General features: G+C 33.2%; 20 protein-coding genes and 1 riboswitch. Of the genes, 13 read left to right on the plus strand and 7 right to left on the minus strand.

Going from position 1 to position 21,067, the window contains the following annotated elements:
* Positions 1 to 269 precede the first annotated feature (269 nt).
* Both X953_RS01275 and X953_RS01280 read left to right on the plus strand, forming a co-directional pair.
* A complete protein-coding gene (locus X953_RS01275) occupies positions 270 to 689 on the plus strand; it encodes a hypothetical protein (RefSeq protein ID WP_040954024.1) in 420 nt (139 codons plus the stop codon).
* A 69-nt stretch (positions 690 to 758) separates the two neighbouring features.
* Positions 759 to 1,202, plus strand: coding sequence for a hypothetical protein (locus tag X953_RS01280; protein ID WP_040954025.1), 444 nt, complete (start codon positions 759 to 761; stop codon positions 1,200 to 1,202).
* A gap of 365 nt (positions 1,203 to 1,567) precedes the next feature.
* On the opposite strand, the gene X953_RS01285 is transcribed toward X953_RS01280, so the two are convergent.
* Positions 1,568 to 2,122: a hypothetical protein gene (locus X953_RS01285; protein ID WP_040954026.1), complete on the minus strand. Its 555-nt coding sequence runs from the start codon at positions 2,120 to 2,122 to the stop codon at positions 1,568 to 1,570.
* Between the two features lie 176 nt (positions 2,123 to 2,298).
* Between X953_RS01285 and X953_RS01290 the strand changes: the two genes are divergently transcribed.
* The 4 genes from X953_RS01290 (at position 2,299) to X953_RS01305 (ending at position 7,487) form a co-directional block, all read left to right on the plus strand.
* Positions 2,299 to 2,478: a hypothetical protein gene (locus X953_RS01290; protein WP_040954027.1), complete on the plus strand. Its 180-nt coding sequence runs from the start codon at positions 2,299 to 2,301 to the stop codon at positions 2,476 to 2,478.
* Between the two features lie 216 nt (positions 2,479 to 2,694).
* Positions 2,695 to 4,392: a methyl-accepting chemotaxis protein gene (locus X953_RS01295; RefSeq protein ID WP_040954028.1), complete on the plus strand. Its 1,698-nt coding sequence runs from the start codon at positions 2,695 to 2,697 to the stop codon at positions 4,390 to 4,392.
* A 393-nt stretch (positions 4,393 to 4,785) separates the two neighbouring features.
* A complete protein-coding gene (locus X953_RS01300; RefSeq protein WP_040954029.1) occupies positions 4,786 to 6,504 on the plus strand; it encodes an EAL domain-containing protein in 1,719 nt (572 codons plus the stop codon).
* A gap of 119 nt (positions 6,505 to 6,623) precedes the next feature.
* Complete coding sequence (locus X953_RS01305) at positions 6,624 to 7,487, plus strand: methyl-accepting chemotaxis protein (protein WP_040954030.1); 864 nt, start codon at positions 6,624 to 6,626, stop codon at positions 7,485 to 7,487.
* Positions 7,488 to 7,671: 184 nt separating this feature from the next.
* Here X953_RS01305 and X953_RS01310 read toward each other — a convergent pair whose 3' ends face one another.
* The 5 genes from X953_RS01310 to X953_RS01325 all read right to left on the minus strand — a co-directional run bounded on the left by X953_RS01310 (position 7,672) and on the right by X953_RS01325 (position 12,846).
* Entirely contained in the window at positions 7,672 to 8,316 is a 645-nt protein-coding gene (locus X953_RS01310; RefSeq protein ID WP_052349999.1) for a GGDEF domain-containing protein, read from the minus strand.
* A gap of 305 nt (positions 8,317 to 8,621) precedes the next feature.
* The gene (locus tag X953_RS01315; protein ID WP_040954031.1) at positions 8,622 to 10,349 is read right to left on the minus strand and encodes a methyl-accepting chemotaxis protein; all 1,728 of its coding nucleotides are present in this window, start codon (positions 10,347 to 10,349) and stop codon (positions 8,622 to 8,624) included.
* Positions 10,350 to 10,392: 43 nt separating this feature from the next.
* Entirely contained in the window at positions 10,393 to 10,560 is a 168-nt protein-coding gene (locus X953_RS19310) for a sporulation histidine kinase inhibitor Sda (protein ID WP_084715580.1), read from the minus strand.
* Positions 10,561 to 10,685: 125 nt separating this feature from the next.
* Positions 10,686 to 10,768: riboswitch (cyclic di-GMP riboswitch) on the minus strand.
* Positions 10,769 to 11,477: 709 nt separating this feature from the next.
* The gene (locus tag X953_RS01320) at positions 11,478 to 11,726 is read right to left on the minus strand and encodes a hypothetical protein (protein ID WP_052350000.1); all 249 of its coding nucleotides are present in this window, start codon (positions 11,724 to 11,726) and stop codon (positions 11,478 to 11,480) included.
* 793 nt (positions 11,727 to 12,519) lie between these two features.
* Positions 12,520 to 12,846 (minus strand): hypothetical protein, encoded by a 327-nt coding sequence (locus tag X953_RS01325; RefSeq protein ID WP_040954032.1) that lies wholly within the window; start codon positions 12,844 to 12,846, stop codon positions 12,520 to 12,522.
* A gap of 551 nt (positions 12,847 to 13,397) precedes the next feature.
* Here X953_RS01325 and X953_RS01330 point away from each other — a divergent pair.
* From X953_RS01330 to X953_RS01360, 7 genes are all read left to right on the plus strand, one after another.
* A complete protein-coding gene (locus X953_RS01330; protein ID WP_040954033.1) occupies positions 13,398 to 14,018 on the plus strand; it encodes a helix-turn-helix domain-containing protein in 621 nt (206 codons plus the stop codon).
* Positions 14,019 to 14,052: 34 nt separating this feature from the next.
* A complete protein-coding gene (locus X953_RS01335) occupies positions 14,053 to 15,591 on the plus strand; it encodes a hypothetical protein (protein ID WP_040954034.1) in 1,539 nt (512 codons plus the stop codon).
* 314 nt (positions 15,592 to 15,905) lie between these two features.
* Entirely contained in the window at positions 15,906 to 16,661 is a 756-nt protein-coding gene (locus tag X953_RS18960; RefSeq protein ID WP_232217795.1) for an HNH endonuclease, read from the plus strand.
* A gap of 5 nt (positions 16,662 to 16,666) precedes the next feature.
* Positions 16,667 to 17,314 (plus strand): ankyrin repeat domain-containing protein, encoded by a 648-nt coding sequence (locus X953_RS19965; protein ID WP_052350002.1) that lies wholly within the window; start codon positions 16,667 to 16,669, stop codon positions 17,312 to 17,314.
* Positions 17,315 to 17,847: 533 nt separating this feature from the next.
* Complete coding sequence (locus X953_RS01350) at positions 17,848 to 18,132, plus strand: helix-turn-helix domain-containing protein (RefSeq protein WP_040954035.1); 285 nt, start codon at positions 17,848 to 17,850, stop codon at positions 18,130 to 18,132.
* Between the two features lie 918 nt (positions 18,133 to 19,050).
* A complete protein-coding gene (locus X953_RS01355; RefSeq protein ID WP_040954036.1) occupies positions 19,051 to 19,374 on the plus strand; it encodes a YolD-like family protein in 324 nt (107 codons plus the stop codon).
* A gap of 46 nt (positions 19,375 to 19,420) precedes the next feature.
* Entirely contained in the window at positions 19,421 to 19,708 is a 288-nt protein-coding gene (locus X953_RS01360) for a YjcQ family protein (RefSeq protein WP_040954037.1), read from the plus strand.
* 284 nt (positions 19,709 to 19,992) lie between these two features.
* Here X953_RS01360 and X953_RS01365 read toward each other — a convergent pair whose 3' ends face one another.
* Entirely contained in the window at positions 19,993 to 20,502 is a 510-nt protein-coding gene (locus tag X953_RS01365; RefSeq protein ID WP_040954038.1) for a DUF3916 domain-containing protein, read from the minus strand.
* Positions 20,503 to 21,067: the final 565 nt, after the last annotated feature.

Below are 21,067 nucleotides of genomic sequence, written 5' to 3' on the forward strand. Positions count from 1 at the left end.
CATAAGTAAGAAATAAGAGAAAAGAGAACTGATTATGTTCAAAATTAACGCTCAGGTCAAAAAAGTGACGTTTTGAGCTGTGCATTATACATTTGGATAGGGGAATACACAACACATAATCTTTATAAGGACTAATCCAGTGGGTTAGTCTCTTATTTGTATTCATCCTTCAAAAAGATCCAAATGTGACTTCTCAGGCAACCCTTTTATACCATTGACTATATAAAATGGAATTATAGAAAAAAATAAAACAGAATGGAGATGCACATATGGATTTGATTAACGGATTAAATAGAAAATACATTGAAGGGTCGGATGTGGAGTATATATATTACAGCAAACACATGCTAAAAGATAATTTAATTATTGTTGCAAATACGTTTCCATACGAAGATTGCTCAGAAGAATTAGGGTGGAATGTTGCAACTTCAGTAGAGGTTAAATATTATAATGATGTAGATGCCGTTTCATTTACAGTGTACCAAGGGGATTACTTACATGATATTCAAGTTTATAGAATTGTAAATGATATTTATGATTTATATCTTGATAATGTATTATCAGACTTTCTAAAGATTATTTATGAGTTAAGTGTGGGTTCACAATCACAATCTATGCAAAGTAAGAAGGAATACGCAATTAATGTCAGGAATAGAATTTTAACGGAATTTGGAAAAATTAATTGGTAAAGTACTAGTGTGGATTAAAATCAATGCTAGTAATTCTAACCACTAAATAAGAGAAAGGAAGAAGAACATATGACAAAAGGAATAATTAGAATATTTGGTGGAGGTCATGAATCCGACGTAGATGATTTAGGATCTTCTAGGGGTTATTTAGAATTCATTACCGAAACTTGGCATAACAGAGTGCCGGAAACAAGAGGGTATACAGTTTGTCCCAAGCAAGAAGCAACCCATGTAGTATTTTCTAGATTAGATCTAGCGTTGGCAGGGGAATATGGTGAGGATCTTTCTATACATCGTGTTTACCCAATTATGGAAGATGAAGAATTAGGCGACTTTCTAATTGTTGATGATAAAGGGAAAGTTATTGTTCGGTTTGACTTATCTATTCCTTGTGATTATCTGAAAGAGATTGAGGAGAAGAAACATACAGACAATAGTGAAGAGACTGCTTCAAACAATGTTGTTTCGTTTTTAGATTATAAGAATAGAAGGAGCAATAGTTCAGAGAGATAAAATAAATATCTACTTGTAATTTAGTTTTCCTACCAACTCTATTGTGACGCAACTTTGTGCTTCACTCTTGGAAAAAAGTTCATTTCTAAGTGGGAAAGGGTGAAGTGAAAATGGGCAATACAATATTTATTCTGATGGTTATACATATACCTATTCAATCAAAAATTGAGCTGGATTTCATAGTAGATCCAGTTCTTTTTCTTTGTTTAATATCCCTTTGATACCATCTTGTGGGGTTTATACTTATTTTCTCTAATTTTTTCCTCAAAGCAATAATAACTTAAATTTACTTCATGGAAATAAATTGACTAAAGGAGTTAATCCATCCATGGTTGACCAGCTCCTTAATCTAAAATCCATTACTATTATTTAATTGAAAAAATAACCGGCTCATTATACTCGTCTAAATACTCGTCAATCTCAGAGATTTTATAAAAACCTCTTTCAATAAAGAACGCAAGTATAGTATCTAAGATAGTGTTTTCTTTGGCGAGAGACCATCCAGCTATTCTTAATAACTTTTCGGTTTCTTCCATGTTTAATTTGAATGCTATAGCTAAACACAATAGTTTCTCCTTAGAAGGATGGATACGGTTATTTATTAATTTAGATTTATATTCTTTATTTATGCCTGCAATAGTAGTCCTCCCTATTAGTTTCGGGTCCTCTTTTCTTTTTTCCTCAAATAGGTTTGCTACATATTCCCCGATTGTTTGTGCCTTTTTTGCTTTTTCTACCCGTTTATCTAATTCTATAGAAAAATCTCCATAGATTTTCCCGAAAGTTCCATTTGGTTCAACTTCTATCTTCGGGCTATTGAAATCATCAGGAATATTGAGAGAGTTGACTAAATCAATAATCATATTGTTTTTTATAAATAAATCTATCTCGGCTTTAACATCACTAAAGTTATTTTTCATATAAATTCCTCCAGAAAATTTAAAATGTGACCTGACACATCACCTTTTAACTCCATTGCCTATATACAATAGAATCATAGAGCAAAACAAATATAAATTCAAGGAGCTAGGGTAGGGGAACAAGTTAAAAAATTTGAATTTCACATTTGATAATCAATAATATTGGAGGAATTGAAATGGGCACACAAATGATGGAAATAGAGAAAAAAGTTCATAAATATGTGATAGAAATCACAATATTTTACGTCCTTTTCATCTATAATATATGGTACAAACGACATAGGAAGGAAGTTATGAAATTAATCTACTATACCAAGTTTAATTATTCTGAAATTGTGAAATATGAATTGCTTTAAGTAAATCATCTATTGTTACAATTACTCTTAATAGGATATCAAAGAATAGTAGTGGCAATTGAAAAAAAGAATTAGAGGATCGTTAGCTTTGGTTACGTAGTAGGAAATAATAAAATGTCTGGAAGAGTAAATTAATCAAGTGAAAGTTTGAGCAGGTTGTTGAATTGACACAATGAATGTTCCCTTCCACTGTTTTTAGAAAAAGGAGTGTAGATTATGCGGAGGCTATTAAACTTTAATAGTATTAAATCGAAAATATTATTTGGATTTTTAACGATTATTGTACTTGTGCTGATAATGGGTATTATTAATTATGTTGTTATTAGCAATACAAACGAGCAAACTAAAGAGCTTACTGAAAGGGAACTCATATTATTATATGCTGATGAAGAATTAGCTTATAACCTTTCGCAAAGAATTGCGTTAGCACGTGGATATGTCTTATACGGGGATGCTGAGTATAAGGAACTATTTAGTGAATATACCGAAACAAGTAAACAATATCAGGATACCGTTTTAGAAATGAATAATAATGAAGAAACAAAGCGGTTGATTAACCAAAGTGTTGAATGGCGTAATATGGTTATACAAGATGTGTTTGAAGCATATGACAATGGTGATGTGGAATTAGCTGTACGAAATTTAAGAGAAACAGCGGAGCCTTTTTCACGTGAATTAATGGATGGCTTTAAAGAAATGGCTCAAAATAGAGAGTTAAAAATGAATGAACAGGCATCAAGTGTTGTTTCTGCAGGGAATACGGGATTAATCTATATGGTGGTCATTACTATATTAGTAATTGTTCTAGGTATTATAGTTGCTATAATAATCTCTTTATCCATTACAAGACCGATTCATAAAGTCATGGGGCAAATGAACGCTTTAGCAAACGGTGATCTTCGTATGGACCCCTTGAAAATACACTTAAAAGATGAAACTGGAAAATTGGCTTATACGATGAATCAATTACACGAATCATTAAAAGGTATTGTAAATAAAATTTCTAACTCTTCCGAAATGATTGCCAGTCATAGTGAAGAATTAACACAATCGGCAAATGAAGTACAGACGGGTTCAGAGCAAGTAGCTATGACTATGCAAGATTTGGCCTCTGGTTCAGAAGTAGAAGCAAATAGTACATCTAGTCTGGCAGAAGTTATGGATACATATGTTGCAAGAGTGCAACACATGACTGAGATTGGAGAAAAGGTTCAAGGAACATCACATGAAGTTCTTGATTTGACCGATAACGGAAAGCATTTAATGGAAAACTCCAGTCAGCAAATGATGAAAATTAATGGAATTGTTCAAGATGCAGTTCGAAAAATGGATATTTTAGATAAAGAGACCCAGGAAATTTCTAAATTAGTTGTCGTTATTCAAGAGGTTGCAGATCAAACAAATCTTCTAGCACTAAATGCTGCAATTGAAGCTGCAAGGGCAGGAGAACATGGAAAAGGATTTGCAGTAGTAGCCGATGAAGTAAGAAAATTAGCGGAACAAGTAGCCACCTCAATAAAAGATGTCACGGGATTTGTTACAACCATACAAGAAGAATCAAAGAATGTTAGTCATTCCTTGGTATCAGGTTATGAAGAAGTAAAATTGGGCACAGAGCAAATTAAAACTACTGGTGAAACTTTTAATCTGATAAGTTCATCCGTAACATCTGTGGTAGAAGACTATAAACAAATTGTAGATAATTTGACCGAGATTGCATCTAGTAGTCAAGAGATGAATGCTTCAATTGAGGAAATTGCATCTGTCTCAGAAGAATCAGCCGCTGGAATAGAGGAAACATCTGCAGCAACGCAGCAGATGAGTAGTTCTATGGAGGAAGTAGCTGGAAGTTCTGAACAGCTAGCTAAATTGGCGGAAGAGCTAAATGAAATTGTTCGGGGGTTTAAACTTTAATGAATTAATTATTTCCTTGCTAAAAATTCTCTTCCCCATGCTAAAAAGCGGTACCTACTGCAAAATAGTTGGTATTTAAAGGGAGAGTGAGGAAAAAAGAGCAGGAGAACAATATGTACTCAATCTTAATTCAATCGTAAAATAAATCAAATTACAGGCTGGATCCAGTAGTGATCCATGCCTGATATCTCTCAATCATTTTCAAAATAAGAATTTAGTAGTTTTCCTATATAAAATACCATCTTAGCCATAGGTTCACTTTTTAATATAAATTTATTCTTTTTTTCATAAAAATTTAATGAACTTTACATTCTCTTACTGAAATATTTTATTTTATTTTTAATGCAGGCTATAATACCTATATGGAAATAATAGGAAAGAGGTTGTAGCATCATGTATGAAACAGCTTTGAACAAAGCTATAAAAGAAAGATTACAAGATATTGAACTAGCATTAAACGAGTCTTCTATTGTTGCAATTACAGACAGTAGGGGGATAATTCAGTTTACCAATGATAAATTTTGTGAAATTTCCAAGTATAGTCGTGAAGAATTAATAGGAAGTAGACAAAATATTGTTAATTCTGGTTATCATAGTCGGGAATTCTTTAAGGAAATGTGGAAGACAATTGGGAATGGTTATGTATGGAAAGGGAAAATGAAGAATAAAGCAAAGGATGGAACTTATTATTGGGTAGATACAACCATTGTTCCCTTTTTGAAAGAAAATGGCAAACCTTATCAGTATATTTCCATTCGCCATGATATTACTAAACTAAAAGAGTATGAAGAAACAATTAAACAAATGGCATTTCAGGATTCCCTTACTTTATTACCAAATCGTAACTCTTTAAGTGAATGGCTAAGCTGTCAAATAATGGAGAGTAAAGGGGTCACTGTTCTGTTTATAGATATTGATCGGTTCAAATCTATTAATGATACCTTTGGGCATAATACTGGAGATGTGTTACTAAAAGAGGTTGCAAAAAGATTAAAAAGTTGCGTACGTTCAACCGATTTTATTGTACGACAGGGTGGAGATGAATTTATTATCTTCTTAAATGGAATAGTGGATAGAAATGATGTAATGGTGGTAGTATATGATATTTTGGAACAGTTCCGTTTTCCTTTTCTTATAAAAGGTGAACAGATTTCTGTAACAGCAAGTATTGGGATTAGTATTTCTGAAGAGAAAAATGACGACTATTTACAATTGGGTGAGATATTAATTCTACAAGCTGATACCGCTATGTACCATGCAAAAAAACAGTGCGGTAATACATATTGTTTCAATACAGATGACCAAAATGATGAAATGCAACGATATTACCAGGTTGAACAGGAAGTGAAGAAGGCACTAAGTCAAAATCAGTTTTCCGTTGTTTATCAACCCCTTGTTAATTTAAAAAATGACCAAATAATAGGGGTGGAAGCATTACTGCGTTGGTATAATCCAAGGATAGGTCCTGTATCACCTGCTGAGTTTATTCCATTACTGGAGGAACTTGGTAACATTATTTCAGTGGGGAGATGGGTTTTAAAAACGGTTTGTAGTCAGATGAAATCCTGGCAAGATAAAGGTATTTTAATTGAACGAGCTGCTGTAAACGTTTCACCAATTCAATTGAGAGATACGAATTTTGTTAGTGATGTAAAACAAATTTTAAAAGAGACACATCTCAATCCTAAATACCTAGAATTAGAGATTACAGAGGGTACAATTCTTCAGTTAGGTAGGGCAGAAAAAAACCTACATGAATTAAGAGCTCTTGGAATACATATTTCCATTGATGATTTTGGAACTGGATACTCCTCTTTAAGCTATTTAAAAAAGTTACCTGTCAATACCTTAAAAATTGATAAGTCGTTTATTCATGATTTAGACATAGAAGATGAAGTTATTGTAAACACCATTATTAATATGGGGAAAAGCCTTAAATTTAAAGTACTTGCAGAGGGAATTGAAAGTGAAGATCAACTGCTATACCTTAAATCGCAGGATTGTCATGAGGGACAAGGTTACTATTTTAGTAAACCTGTAGAAGCTGATGAAATTCAAAAAATTTATCAAGAACATTTTACTTGTATAGAAGAAGAGCACTATTCAAGCTAAAGACGGCATTTTTGTTTAGATTAATTTAACTTTCCATAAAGCTAAAATAATAAGATATTTAATCTAATAGTAAAAAACGAAAATGAAAATGGTTACATAAAAGGAAAAGAGGTCTACGTATGACGACAAAACAACATGTTTTAAGCCAAGATGGAATGTTTACTGCTATTGAACGGTCCCTTGCAATGATTTTATTTGATTCGCATGGAAAGATTTTATGGGCTAATAATAATTTCGTACAAGTAATTGGATATAAAGTTGAAGAATTAAAAAATATGAATCATAAACAGCTATGTTTATCTGAGTTTGTTAATAGTCGCAACTATGATGTTTTTTGGAGTAATTTACGCAATAATAAGGCTTTTCATGATAAAGTAGAAAGGGTTAAAAAAGATGGGAGTATATTGTGGCTGGATGCAACGTATACCCCTGTGCTAAATGAAGAAGGACATATCGAGGGTGTAATAAAGATAGCGACGGATATAACCCCACGAGAAACTTTCTTAAAAAACAGTTCAGATGAATTTATTGCTTTAGTTCAGGAAATGACAGCAAGTACAAATGTAGTGCACAACGCCTCACAGAAGTCTGTGAACGATATGAAAAAATTAGTAGATGAATCTAAGATTGTAAAAGAAAATGTAGAAAAGATTCAATCTATGGCTTCTGTTGTAAAAGATATAGCAGCCCAATCGAACTTACTCGGTTTAAATGCAAGCATTGAAGCAGCTAGGGCGGGGGATTATGGACGTGGATTTTCTGTTGTTGCTAGTGAGGTTAGGAAGATGGCAGATACAAGTAAAAATGCGGCTGAAGATATTTCAAGTCAATTAAATCACATTTTGAATTCAGTAACGGTTATGGCTGAAATGGTAAAACAAGTTACTGAAAATATAAATAAAAATTCGGATTCTATTGATGAACTTAAAGGTGCCTATGAACATATTACTAAAACAGCAGAGGAACTGTCGAATATAATTTGAATAGTATAGGTTTAATAATAATAATCTACATAAAACAAGGATTTAGTCTAATAAGGTGGAAAAGAGGAGGTTGAGTCTACGATTAATTATCGAGTTCTACCTCCTCTTTCTATTCGTTATAAGATGACTATCTTCCAAGACTAAATACTAAATAATAGTTACTACATGTTTTTGAAATTTGTAGCTAGGTATTTGAATTGTGATAAGATTTGAACCGGTACATATTAGCATCTGCTTTAGAAATTAAACTTTCAAAGGTTTTGTCATCTGAGGGGTAAATAGCTTTTCCGATTGAAACAGATAAGCCATTGTGCCTCCAGTGTTTTCCTTTTATTGAACCTTTAAAATGGCTTACCTTTTGATTTAACATTGTTTCATCAGTAAAAGAGGAAACTATTAAAAATTCATCCCCTCCCCATCTTGCCACAATATCTTCAGACGCAAAGCTATCTATCAGAAGATCAGATATACACTTCAAAACTTGATCTCCAGTTTCATGTCCAAGGTTGTCATTAATTTGTTTAAAATCATTAACATCCAAAAGTATGATTGCTAGCTTATTTCTTTTCCTCTTAGCCTTTGAAAAGGATTTTTGAATATTATCTAGTACATAACGCCGATTGAATAGTCCTGTTAGAGAATCTCTGTTTGCTTTATACACAGATTTGTCGTATTCCCTTCCTAAATACCATCCAACTATCATCAGGATGCTGGCGGGTAATGGGATACCGTGAGGAGTTTCACCAAAATTCAATTTAACAAAGGTTCTAATAACAATAATTATTATGGCTACAAATGTAATACCAGTAATTCGTCCTTTATAACCCATTTGACCACCTTCAACTTGTCTGTTTATACTATTTATGTTAGATGTACTATTGAAATTATATTGGGATTAGGACAATTAATCAATTTTTATTATGATTTTTTGGGTATTAAAGTAGTTTTCGCTCAATGTTAGATTCAGGCTGGATCCAATAGTAAGTCAATCATTTTTTTTGTTTGATATTCTTTCAATCTGTTCAATGAAAGTCACGAGTTACCTACAAACTCTATTCAGTTTTTCCCTTTTTATAGCAATATAGGAGGGTTCTATTCACCCCATCCTATCCGATTACATTACTCTTGTATTTATTATAATTCTGTTTCTAACTTTGTTAACAGATCAAGGACAGCATCTGATGCCTCTACAACTAACTCAAATGCTTTTTCGGCTGAGGACATATCCCCTTGTTCATAATATGCAACTGCCTTTCTCGCATGAACATGCACAGCTTTATGTGGCCCTTCAAGTTGCTTGAAGGTCGTATTGTTTTTCACCTTAGAAGGTAAATCACTATAATACCATTTACCTAGCCTACACGTTTCATGTGAGTTCACCTGTTCTAAATCAATTTTTTCTAGCCCAAGTAACATATTATAAATTTTCCATTTCCATAGGAGGTGGTCGGTTTTTGAAACTTTGATAGTATCTTTTGCGTTTAAACGAATATTTGTCTTAAAAAATGTATTGCGATATTCCTCCATTTGTTTACTTAAATCAAGGATAACTTTGGCCGTCTGTTTTGCAATTTCCTGTGAACTATCGCTTAGTTCGAAAATTGCCGAGTTACGTTGTGCAATTTCATTAATAGCTGCAGTTTGTTCTTCTGACATCGCTGCAATATGTGAAGTCGCTTCATTGATGTCTTGCATTGCAGATACAATTTTATTTAGTTCGTCATCAGCGATTTTAGCACCAGACACACTTTTTTTCATCAACTGTTCTGTACTAGTCATTTGATTCGTTACTTGATTTGCAACATTTTGCAACGCTTGCATATTGGTTGATATTAGTAAGGTTTGCTCTTTAGTGTGTTCAGCTAACTGTCTTACTTCATTTGCTACAACTGCAAAGCCTTTTCCTTGCTCTCCCGCACGTGCGGCTTCGATACTAGCGTTTAATGCAAGTAAGTTAGTCTGTTCCGTAATTTGTTTAATCACTTCAACAATATGATATGTTTTTTCTATCTCTTGATTAAGATTATTAACCTGACCCACCATTTGATTATAAACTCGACCAACTTGTTCAATATCTTCTAAAGTTGAATTCACAATTTTTTTGCTTTGCTCCGCAGACCGAACAGCGTCGTCTGTTGCTTCAGCCGCCTCTATTGAGTGATTTGCTACTTCTTCAATTGAAGCACTTACTTGCTCAGTCGCAGTTGAAACACTATAACTTTCGCCATTCATATTATCCATTTTAGTTAATAGCTGCTTTGATGTATCAAGTTGAGTGGTGTAATTTAGAGTATCGGAAATACCAAATAAAAGAGATTTAAAAGTTTCTTCCATGTAAACCTCGACAATAAGTTGTTGATCAAATGCAGCCAACTTTTGAATAGAAAGAACAGTTTTCATCATCCGATTTGGTTCGCTATGCCACTTTTCCATTACAATAGAAGTTATAATCTGCATTAATAGATGATGGGCTGAAATAAAGTGTTCTGCTGTCAAATTTATACGACTATGTACTTGTCCGACTATAATCCTTGTCATAACATATTCTTTATTTACTTCAGCCTGTAAAAATTGTTCTAGGTATTTTTCCATCGTCTTTTGTAAACGCTCTATAGTCGAATGTTGAATAATCATATTCTTTAGATGGTCAACGGCTGTGATGGTATCGTAAAACTGATTGATGATTTCATTTTTATAAGGCAACAGGATAGTAGATGCCTCACGAATATCGTTTAAATTATCTTGACTTATATTCATAAATGCTAGTCGATCCCTTACCCTGTTGCCTACCTCTTTAATATCGGGACCAGAACGATTGATGTATTCATTCCATGGCTTGGTTTTTTTCATAAATAGCTTCATTTTTTACCTCCAATAAACTGTTTTTTTGTTAGGTTAAAAATATTTAGATACTAAAAGATTTAGTTGATGAAGATGGCATTTTTATATATTGTATGAATATATTACGGTGATTTAATTCGTCTTCCAGTAAGGCCACAAAATCCTTATCAAGTCCTAATGATTTAGCCCGCATATAAGATTCGACTAATAACTCATCAGTTAATCTCCACATGATTATACTCCTTTTCAAGGCATTTTTAAGTTTTAAAAATAACTAACCGTAGTATTAACAACACGTTGTTGGTAATTTACGTTAAAATCACCACCATTAGGCAAAAAAATAAAAACCGACCTTTAATAAAAAAGGTCGGTTGCACTATTAGCTCTTAAACAATCAAGTGCCCACATAAGATTGTTTACTCATTGCTTCCTTATCATAATTTGTTAGGTATTAAGTCCTGTAATAATGAAATTAACATAACTCAATTTTATACTGTTTAGCTAAATGCGTCCAGTTGATCTTTATCTAATTTACGATAAAAAACTAGGCCACTTTGCCAATATATAGTTTCCTATATAGGACTACGGGAACATCTTATTTTCTTATTCATTGTTCTATTTTTTTACCCTGATGATTTTTAGGAATTTTCGTACTTCATCTTTAATTATACAAAATTCAAATGCCGCACAAATCAGTTTCCCATTCAGAAACTAAATCTTTTATATTATGCAATGGCAGTATTCATCACATATTCCTTTTACAACCACGTTTGATCATTTTAAATAAAGAGCTTTTTATATAAACGTTGTAGGAAATCTATAGGTAAATTCCCGCATTTGCTTTTCACATAAAAACAGCTTCCGATTTATGATTTGCTCAATAATTTAATGTTGTGGTAATAGTAATAAACAAAGACCACTCTATCATGAATGGGTATACAAACTACCCACTGACTCCGTGTTACTAGCACGGGTCTTATCTATTTTAATGGAAAATGGTTCCTATTTGCAATTTTTGAAGGGAGGGTTTTCTGTGTATGGCTTATTAGACATAGATTTGATGTTGTTTTAAAAATCGGTTCCGACTGCTAAATAGTTGGTTTTCGCAGGGTATAGAATCTGTCCTTTGGATTAATGTCTCAACTATTTTTATTCGTCAATTTCCACATCCCAATCATCGGTAAAATCAGAACCAAGTAGCTTTTTGATTTCTTCCTTTGTAGAATCTTTATCCCTTTTAGATTTAAGATATTCATATTCCTCTTTGGGAACCAAGTATCTACTAGGCTTTCCCACCCTTTCCTTTCCAGAAAGTTGCCGTTGTTTAATCCAGTTAACAACTGTTTCCAATTCTACGTTATAATAGTCAGCTACTACTTGTGCATCAACATATTCCACATTAGCATAAGATGTCGCACTTTCATTCCTTACATCGTCATCACAATACTCTCCTTTTTGTTTACCCTTTGTTCATATTCTTGTCTAAATAATAACAAGGGAAATGCTATAGAAAGGTGGTTTTTTATTGATCATCTATGTCTGCAGTATTTCTATTTATTCAGAATAATTTCAAATAGCTTATTGTTATAATGCTCTAATTGACAGCATCTTATAGCAAATTCAGGATTGCCTAATCTTAACCCTATATAATATATGTCAAAAAAAGGTTTCGGTTGTATTATAATAATTACCCTTGAAAATGATAAATAGAGGACTGCCGATATTGGATAAATTGGGAACCCGGTGTTGAAATCTTCTAGTCGAGCTGATCGGAGATGAACTGAAGCTAGGACAAATATAGGTGCTAAATTTATTCTATTGTTGGAGTAAAACTTTTACCCTTGCCCATTTTGGTGACCGTTTAACAATTCGCATATTTAGGGTTAGAAAGAAGCCGAGTGACCTATAAAATCTGTCTAGTAAAATGATACTAGAAGGTTAATAAGCATTCACCCTGCTACAGAATCACACGGTGTTAAATGCAATATAACAACATAAAGCTACCTGAAATACGTATCTTTTCTCTTCCAGCAAATACATATCCATTCCGTTTGGTGTGTGATACTAGGAACAGCCAGGATTCGAGGAGGATTTGGGAAGATAACAACTAAGATTAGGATTATACAGTAGAAGATAGGAAACAGAGGATGTAGGAAATTCTAATACTAAAAGAACCGTTTCCTGATTCCTGTCACCCGTCTTTAACTTCAGCTTTCAATTCAAATGAAATCTTGCCATCAGCAACTTGATCTAAATGCCACCACCATTCCTTTAATGGTTCATTAGAAGTGGAAAAGTCGTATATCACCGAAAGATGCTTTGACATCCTCTTTGCATTTTCTATTAATTTCAGGTCATAATGGATTAATTTTATTTTCTCGTCATTTGTAAGTTCATTTATTGCCTTCTCCAATCCACCTCGTAAATGAAGCATATAAACCGATTCAAAAGGACTGATTTTAAAGTCATCTACATAGTCCCCATATATCTCAATACTTTTACTGTGCTGTAATGCCATTTGGATACCTCCTCATAGTTACTTTTCTAGCTATTTGTTATTTCGTGTATACTTAATTTAATTCGATTATATCAGGGGAAAAATATTGCAGTTGAAAGAGAAAACCACCCCGAGCCCAAACGGGGGAATGTCTTATCCAGGATAAAAACCTTTACACTAAACTTACAATTCCTCTCCTAGCGTAGCGAGGAAAAAGTAATTAAATGCCAGAAAATCAATATTGACACTGTGAATTAATATCATTATTATAAGACTAAGTGAAGTAAGCACGAATTTTATGATATAAACTATGATCTGACCTTCTTTAATATTTTGACAAGGAAAGGTTATTAGATAGTTGAAATTATAATAAATACGTCGCCAGAGGATGGTAAGAATGAAACAGTGCCTTTTATTTATAGAAAATTATTATAACGAAAACAAACACTTGTAGAATAAAACTTCTGCAGGTGTTTTTTTATGGGCTTTTAACTATAGGAAATGGAATAGGAATTTAAGGTGATCTGAAAGTATTTTTTTTACAATGATTAAATAAAAAAGGATGAATAAGTATGAAAAAGGAAAATTCAACAATGGATTTATGGGCTGAGGTGCAATTAGAGGTATCAAAGCTAATTCCAAAGTCTTCCTTCGAAACTTGGATTCTGCCTGCAACTGGTAAGATCACAGATGAGAATGTATTTGTAGTTAAGGCAGCAAATGACTTTTCTAGAGACTGGATTGTGGAAAGGTATGAAAAATTAATCCGAAATATACTAAAAGAAATAACGGGGCAAGAGATTAATATTGTTGTAACGTCTCCTGTCAATGCGTTAGATAAGTATCTCGATATGGATATAGAGAACGTAGTAGAGGATTCGCAAGATGAAAAAAGTGGAGATAAGGAGAAGAAGTTTAGAGCATATATCAAGTGGATGAGATTAAAGAGAGGTTTTACCCTTTCTCAAGTGGCAGATAGGTTGGGGATCTCTACTAATTATGTTTCCCAATTAGAAAGGGGTGAAAGAAAGGTAACGGATGAATTAGTAGTTAATTTTGCAGAGCTTTATAACATAGATGAGGATGTATTATTTTGGATGTCTGGGAACATCCCCCTGAAAGTAAGAGAGTTAATTCTCAATGATAGAAATTTGCAAGAAGCCTTATCCTGTCTTCATAAATCACGGCAATAGGATAAAAAATAATAAAAGGAATGGGGAAATTGAAATGGGAATTTATATTGGATTGGATATCATACCAAACTACATTGATCAAGACGATTGGGAAAACGTTTTTGAGGAAACGTTACAACTAATTCGTGCCTATCCCTTTGCAACCTTGATTACTGAAAATATGGGTGATTATCAACGAATTGTCTTAGATCGAACGGAAGAACAATGTGTTAATAGATTTAGTGGAAAGGAAATGTATTGGAAATTAAATGGGGACTTGGAAAGTAAAGAAACAGGAGAGAGCTTTACCTTGCTTTCTAATTTAGCCCGATATAAAGGATTGAAGGGGGAAAGATTGAAAGAAGATATCCTTCAATACTATGTAGAAGACAAAGGAAATGGTGCAAGAGAAGTTTTCTATTCTAAAACCCAAGGAAAAGACTACCATACATACTTGTTAGCAATAGCATCCCTGATTGAGAGCCGTTTTCCTAAATACGCCTGTGTCTATGGTGACATAACCAAAGAGCAAGCTCAGAAGGCAGTAAATTGGGCTAATTCGATTCTGGATAAGCCAATAGATTTGCCAGTTCGGGTCAATCCTACTAGGCTACTAGAACGTTTAGAAGTAATTAGTATAGAAGAAAAGCGGCTTGAGGCATTATATGATCTGTCCATTGGTGCGAATGATGGAGTAGATGGTCTTGTAGCAAAACATTTTAATATTAATGCCGTTCGAAACTATTTTGCGAAGGAATTGCAGGATTTCAATAGTGCAGCACAACTTGGAGCTGAGTTAATTATCATAAGATGTTTGAACGCCAGAGTTCCTTTAGAAATCCTCACTGATATATGTTGTTTTGATAGTGAAGGTCCAAGGTTTAATTCGACTGATTTCGCAAAAGGAATTTGTTCCTCATGGGTATTTATTGAAACTGAAATAAGAGGATATATGGACGCTTTAAAGAAAGTACCAGATTCTCCTGAGACCGTTGAAGCACAATTCGGTAATATATTTTTAGATATGGGATATATGGGCAGAAGAACTAGAAGGTATATTCCAAAAGCAAAGGTATTGAAAGTACTTAAAGAAAAATTCCATGATTTTGAGGAAATTGAAGAAACTATAAATACATGTTATCAAAAAAATGTCGTGATGCTTGAAGCTAATGGAGAGAAATTGAGAAAGATAGAAGAGGAACTCTCTGACAAGACGGATCGGAAAATAATAAGCAGCTATGATGAATTAATATTTTGGGATGGGAAAACGGTGATTAATGAGGATATTCAGAAGGTAATAGTAACGATTTCTAAGAAGGTTAATAATATCTTATCCCAAAAGGATAACCAGACAACTCAACTTCTAGAAGAAATTAAAAAGAGCGGTCAACTAATGACATTGACAGGTAAGCTCATTCAAAGTCATCAATTAGTGTTAACTCGGATGGCCTGGAATTGGATAGAAAAGAATAATAATAAGAATCTGATGAAAATAGTAATGCTACTTTCGCTATTAGAGAACAGCAATGACGGGTTAAGGTACTTATATAAGGCAATGTTGGAAAATAAAAGTTTGTTTCGCAAGTATATGTAATGAAGAAATAGAGAGCAACTGTCGGTAGTGTATCCATTAACAATGGTGCTTTTTGTAAAAATTTATTTTAGGAGTACTTCCCAAGTCAAATGACTACTGGAATACAGAAATAATAAGAAATAAGTGAAGCAAGACATGAATCCTTTATAAAATCAGGAGGGCTAAGTGTGTGGCAAATAACTGTTTCCATTTTTGCAATACTAATTTCCATTTTTTTTGGCCTGGGATTACTACAATGGTCATTTGGAATCAAGAGGTTAATAGTAGAAAGCAAAAATAGGAGCCAGTAGAGAGGGGCTATAATTGTGGAAAGAATGAAGACTTGTACTATCTGCGGTGATACTTTACCAATATCGGATTTCTTAAAGAAAAGTCGAGAAAAGTGGAGAGGATATTGTAAAAAGTGTAACTCAATCAGAAATAAAATGAAAAAGGCAAAAGTGTTTGAAGTTCCAGAACTTGAGAAGGGTGTTGAAATAGAGGTACGTGGAAAAATGTCAAAAGGTCATAAGTATTCATCTTTTGTACCGTATGAGAAAGCAATTCAATTAGTTGGTGAGAGGGTTGCATATATTGTAAACCCAAGGCTGATTCGAAAATATTTTGATAGAGAAACTTTTCGGATGCTAGTATTTAAAAGATATGGTGATAGATGCGTATACTGCGGAGAAATAGCGAACACGATTGATCATATTATTCCTAAAAGCAAAGGCGGTATCACCTCCTTCTCAAATTGCGTCCCCGCATGCTCCAATTGCAACGGAGTAAAAGGAAATTTGGACATAGAGGAATACCTTTACTACTACGAGCCTTCAACTACCTTTCCAGGTGTGTCAAGGACTGATTCGGTAAGATACAGTTTACTAGAGATAACAGAGAAGATTGATAATATTAATACTTATCTTGGTATCTGTTTGAAAAGGACTGGAATAGAAACAGATGAGTTAAACAATCTTGAGGAAATGGAAGAGTTAGAGGAAAAGGTGAATGAACTAAACGAAACAATAATGAATTTTAAAAGTAACCAATCAAATGAATATGTGGAGCAACTAATAAGTGAAAGGAGATGATTCTAGTGGTGAATGAGAAGAAAAGAGATACAAAGAGAATTGAAAGAATAATGTACTTGCTTCACTCTATATGGGAGTCAAACTCAGATATGCGTTTTTTTCAACTAATGGACACGTTACAACATAAATATTCCTTTGAAAATAATGAGTTTGGTAAGCGAGAAGGGGTTGAGGTGGATTCCAAGGGATGTAAAATGCCTATATCGTTTATAGACTTATTTTATCTGGAAGATGATAATCTCGAAGAGTTTTTACGTGACTGTGTTCATAGTGATAAGCAAAGAGATTCGGCAAGGACTTTTATGGAAATATTAGAATCAAATAATACAAGTAAACTTGCTGAATATGTAAAAAATCACAATGTTGATCACGAAATCAATGGGAATAGTCTTCTTTATTGGGCTGTATATATGAATCAAATACAAATTGTTAAAGAGCTACTAAAACTAGGAGCAGACCAAAACAAAAAAGACTTGTATGGGAGAAGTCCGCTCGAAATTGGATCTTACTATGGATTTTATGAGGTATGCAAAGTTCTCCTTGAAAATGGAGTAATGGTGGATGAAAATTCCCTAAATAGAGCAAGGCGTGGATGGGGCGGTAACAGGCAAAGTGAAATACTTAAATTGTTAGAGGAATGGCAGAATAGATAAGTAAAAGCGGAAGGGCCCCATGAGTTCTACTCGGAAGGGGCTTTTTGGTATGACCTGATGAAATCTAACATATTTTGGCTCACTAAGTCTCTTGAGGATATTTAGATGCAATAAAATTTGGGAATTCTTCATAGAAATCAATGTTAATCTATAACGATTTATTAGCATACTTACATGTTGGATCATCACTATCGGACCAAGTACAAGTTGTTTACCTTGATCTAATTGTTTTCAATTCTTCCAAATGTTCTTCGATAAATTTCAATGCTTCATTTGAATCATTTGTGTTTGCTTGCAATTTTAAGTACCTCCCCTATTATTCAAGATTCATTAGCTTCTCATATCTCTAGGATTTCATTAACTATATATGAGTTTTGCTTCATATTTTATACTAGATAAATAGAAAAGGAATATTCCAAATTAATCGTTTAATAAACGTTCTAGCTAGTTATATTCTCTTTGAAACTGTCTAGTATAAAAGGAAGTAAAAAACTGGAATTGGATCATATCCAATAGATTAGGAGGAGTATAGGATGAATAACAAGGAGATAATAATACTGGTAGATCAGTTGGTGGAGGACTTTGGTAAAACTGTAAAAGAATTCAGAATAAAAAGCGGTTTAACATTGCAAGATATGGCAGAAATTGTTTCGCTTAGTCCAAGCTATGTGTATAGGATTGAAGCCCATAAAAGACGACCAGAGATTGGAACTAGAATTAAATTTATGACTGAAGCAATGGGCTTTGCGTCAGAAGAGATAAACTTATACTTGGAAAAGTATATTGCTAAAGAAAAGTTAAATAAGGAATCGGAGTAAATGTAATTTTTGGAAAAACTACTAGATTTAAGCATCTTAGCTTCAAAACTAGTAGTTTTCTTTTCGGAATACTTATCGGAATATTCCGTTAAAATCAGGATTGCCTAATCTTAACCCTATATATATGTATCGAAATTGAGGTTAAGTTCGCCATAATTAAAAATCCCTTGAAAGTGACAATTAGTAGGACTGCTAGGTTGGGTATCAATTAGGAACCCGTTGATAGGACATTCTGGAAAAGATAATTGGATGTTAACTAAAATAGTACGGTAGAAGAAAATACTAGGATCAAAAAATATATTAGATGAAGGTGATTAACTTTTATAAGAACTGCATTGAGCCCGTTTTGGGACATAATCACTTACGAATGATGAAAGTTAGAAACAAGGAATTATAAAGTGTGCCTGAAACAGTTCGAATAAGGTACAAATATTGCTCCGAACGCAGTATTTTGGGGTTCTGCTATAGTTAATTCCATTACTCAGTGGATATTAAAATCAGGATTGCCTAATCTTAACCCTATATAATATATGTCATAAATAAGGTTTCGGTTGAAAGAAATAAAAAGACTCCCTGATAAGTGACTCTTAAAAAGAACAACTAAGCTAGACACCAGTTATCTAACTAAATGTCACGAAACAGAAGAAACCTTAATACCTATAAGTTAACGTTAGTATGCTGATCAGAAATAAGGTTAGGTACCTGTCAACGAAAAATATCTGATAATAAATAAGCATAGTGACTTATCTAGGTCGGGTACTATTTAAGGAAATCTTTATCTTCAATAGGGTTTAAAAGAGGACTTTGATCAAAGCGAAGTGTGCTTGTTTATCTGTTTTCTTTCTGTTAGAATAAGAACATATGTTTCACATTTGAGCAGACATATATGATATTTGTTTTTAAAAGGTGGAGAAGTAATTGGTAAATGATAGAGGCAATATCAAATGGACATCAATAATGATGCCTGAGCACATAAATCTACTAAAACAAATTTGGGAAGAGAAAGACCATAAGAAAAAGCCTGTATTAGATGAGCAACAAGTGAATGAAATAAATATGAAGTTACAGCTTGCAATACATAATGACCTGAATATAATCATTGAATATTACAAAGATCATGATTACCATAAAATAAACGGTAAGCTAAAAAATGTGGATTCAATGAGGAAGTTTTTACAACTAAATGATAGTAATTTCACGAGTATACCATTGGGGGATATTTTGGAACTACACATAGATTGAGAATATTTAGCCGATTTATTTATTATTAAAACGAAGGAGAGAAGTAATGAATAAGAACAAACTAAGGTACGCCATATTGAAAGAAATTGATAGCGATAATAAAGCACTTACTGAAGAGGACTTTGCTGTTACCGCAGATCAGTTTGATGATGCTATTAGATTTCTAAGTAGAGAAAACTATTTAATGGGTGTTTTCTACGCAGATGACAGACCATGGCTGTTTGAGGGAACGGCTTATTTAACAGAAGATGGTGAGAATTACTTAAAGGAGAACAGTTCATTTACAAAGACATATAGGGGATTAAAAGAAATTAGAGATTGGTTAAAACTATAATCACAAAGTAATGGGTATTAGCCTTTTTACTGCAGCATTCTGGAGTTTTTTTATAAGGTAACTTCACCTTCGTTCCGACTATTACGAAAACTAAACTACTTAATAATATTTTTGTAGGGAAAATGACTATGAGGGTAACAATAGAATGCTTAATTGAACATGCTAAGGATGTCAATTCTAATGAGTTGATTCGTTCTTAGCTTTTTTTATGAAGGCTCTGTTAAACAATAATATTGTTTTTTGATTAAGAAAAGGGACATACGAATTTTGATGTCCCTATTAATTTATTTTAATTCCCCGATAAACCAAATTTCACCTTCGTAGTGGTATCCATCTTCATCAGTAATTACTTCTTTTAAACCTGATATTTGCAAATCGTTAGGAACAGATAATCTCCATTCAGTTTGAATGTTTCTATCATCAGATAGATGAAGCCACTTTTGATATTGGTCATTCCTGTTAAAGAAATCTTTAAAATAGGAGTCACCTTTAAATACAATAATTTGTGAACCCCATAAATCGGGTAAATCAACTGCAACTACTACTCTATACTTTTCTTTGTTATTTGGCTTCAAACCAATTAGATGTTCAGCTCTATCCAATAGAGCTTGAATGCAGAGTCGTTTAATTTTTTTTGGTGTTTTGTCGGAATTTATAAAGTCTTGAGCAACTGGTAGGTGCAGATGCCAATAACCATTGTAAAATTCCGTTGGAAATTCCAATGTGTTCTCTTCAATACGCTTAATCATATTATTAGATTTACGTTTAACTCCTCGAACTTTTTTATCCCGCATAATATTTCTCCTCATTTTTTTTACCATAACTGAATGTTCTGAGTTCTCCATATGTTGTTTTGGTAGAGAATAAACAACTATCAACAATCATCTTACTAACAGTGGTATTGTCATTACGATGCTTGATAATGAGAACACAAACTTGTTCTTTACTAATTCCCCTGTATTTAACAATCTCTCTCAAAGCCATTTGTATCACTCACAATCATCCTTTTTCCTACGTTATAGAACGATCGTTCGTTTTATTCAAATATCAACAGAGTTATTTAACAGAGCTTTTATGAAAAAGTTTAGATGACAGCGATGTATTTATTGTATAAACTCGCTTCATTTAGCTTCCCCAACTAAGCAACAGAAAACACTGTTCTTTTGTCAATAATACCTCCGAGAATTATATATGTGACTTTTCAAGCAACCTTTTAATTCCTTTTACTATATACAATAATTAATATATTGGAAGGCAAGTTGGTAGTCTAAGTTTGAGCAACCATATAAACATTTCGCCGTTGAAGGAAAAAAATCTCCACAAGGGCGAAAGTTTAGGCTAGGGTATTAGTAAATAAGA

This window comes from Virgibacillus sp. SK37, from assembly GCF_000725285.1.
GTDB lineage: Bacteria > Bacillota > Bacilli > Bacillales > Amphibacillaceae > Virgibacillus_Q.

Excerpts from the sequence above, each read along its gene's own strand:
- X953_RS01275 (WP_040954024.1), top strand. The coding sequence starts at position 270 with ATGGATTTGATTAACGGATTAAATAGAAAATACATTGAAGGGTCGGAT.
- X953_RS01280 (WP_040954025.1), top strand. The coding sequence starts at position 759 with ATGACAAAAGGAATAATTAGAATATTTGGTGGAGGTCATGAATCCGAC.
- X953_RS01285 (WP_040954026.1), bottom strand. The coding sequence starts at position 2,122 with ATGAAAAATAACTTTAGTGATGTTAAAGCCGAGATAGATTTATTTATA.
- X953_RS01290 (WP_040954027.1), top strand. The coding sequence starts at position 2,299 with ATGGGCACACAAATGATGGAAATAGAGAAAAAAGTTCATAAATATGTG.
- X953_RS01295 (WP_040954028.1), top strand. The coding sequence starts at position 2,695 with ATGCGGAGGCTATTAAACTTTAATAGTATTAAATCGAAAATATTATTT.
- X953_RS01300 (WP_040954029.1), top strand. The coding sequence starts at position 4,786 with ATGTATGAAACAGCTTTGAACAAAGCTATAAAAGAAAGATTACAAGAT.
- X953_RS01305 (WP_040954030.1), top strand. The coding sequence starts at position 6,624 with ATGACGACAAAACAACATGTTTTAAGCCAAGATGGAATGTTTACTGCT.
- X953_RS01310 (WP_052349999.1), bottom strand. The coding sequence starts at position 8,316 with ATGGGTTATAAAGGACGAATTACTGGTATTACATTTGTAGCCATAATA.
- X953_RS01315 (WP_040954031.1), bottom strand. The coding sequence starts at position 10,349 with ATGAAGCTATTTATGAAAAAAACCAAGCCATGGAATGAATACATCAAT.
- X953_RS19310 (WP_084715580.1), bottom strand. The coding sequence starts at position 10,560 with ATGTGGAGATTAACTGATGAGTTATTAGTCGAATCTTATATGCGGGCT.
- X953_RS01325 (WP_040954032.1), bottom strand. The coding sequence starts at position 12,846 with ATGGCATTACAGCACAGTAAAAGTATTGAGATATATGGGGACTATGTA.
- X953_RS01330 (WP_040954033.1), top strand. The coding sequence starts at position 13,398 with ATGAAAAAGGAAAATTCAACAATGGATTTATGGGCTGAGGTGCAATTA.
- X953_RS01335 (WP_040954034.1), top strand. The coding sequence starts at position 14,053 with ATGGGAATTTATATTGGATTGGATATCATACCAAACTACATTGATCAA.
- X953_RS18960 (WP_232217795.1), top strand. The coding sequence starts at position 15,906 with ATGAAGACTTGTACTATCTGCGGTGATACTTTACCAATATCGGATTTC.
- X953_RS01350 (WP_040954035.1), top strand. The coding sequence starts at position 17,848 with ATGAATAACAAGGAGATAATAATACTGGTAGATCAGTTGGTGGAGGAC.
- X953_RS01360 (WP_040954037.1), top strand. The coding sequence starts at position 19,421 with ATGAATAAGAACAAACTAAGGTACGCCATATTGAAAGAAATTGATAGC.
- X953_RS01365 (WP_040954038.1), bottom strand. The coding sequence starts at position 20,502 with ATGCGGGATAAAAAAGTTCGAGGAGTTAAACGTAAATCTAATAATATG.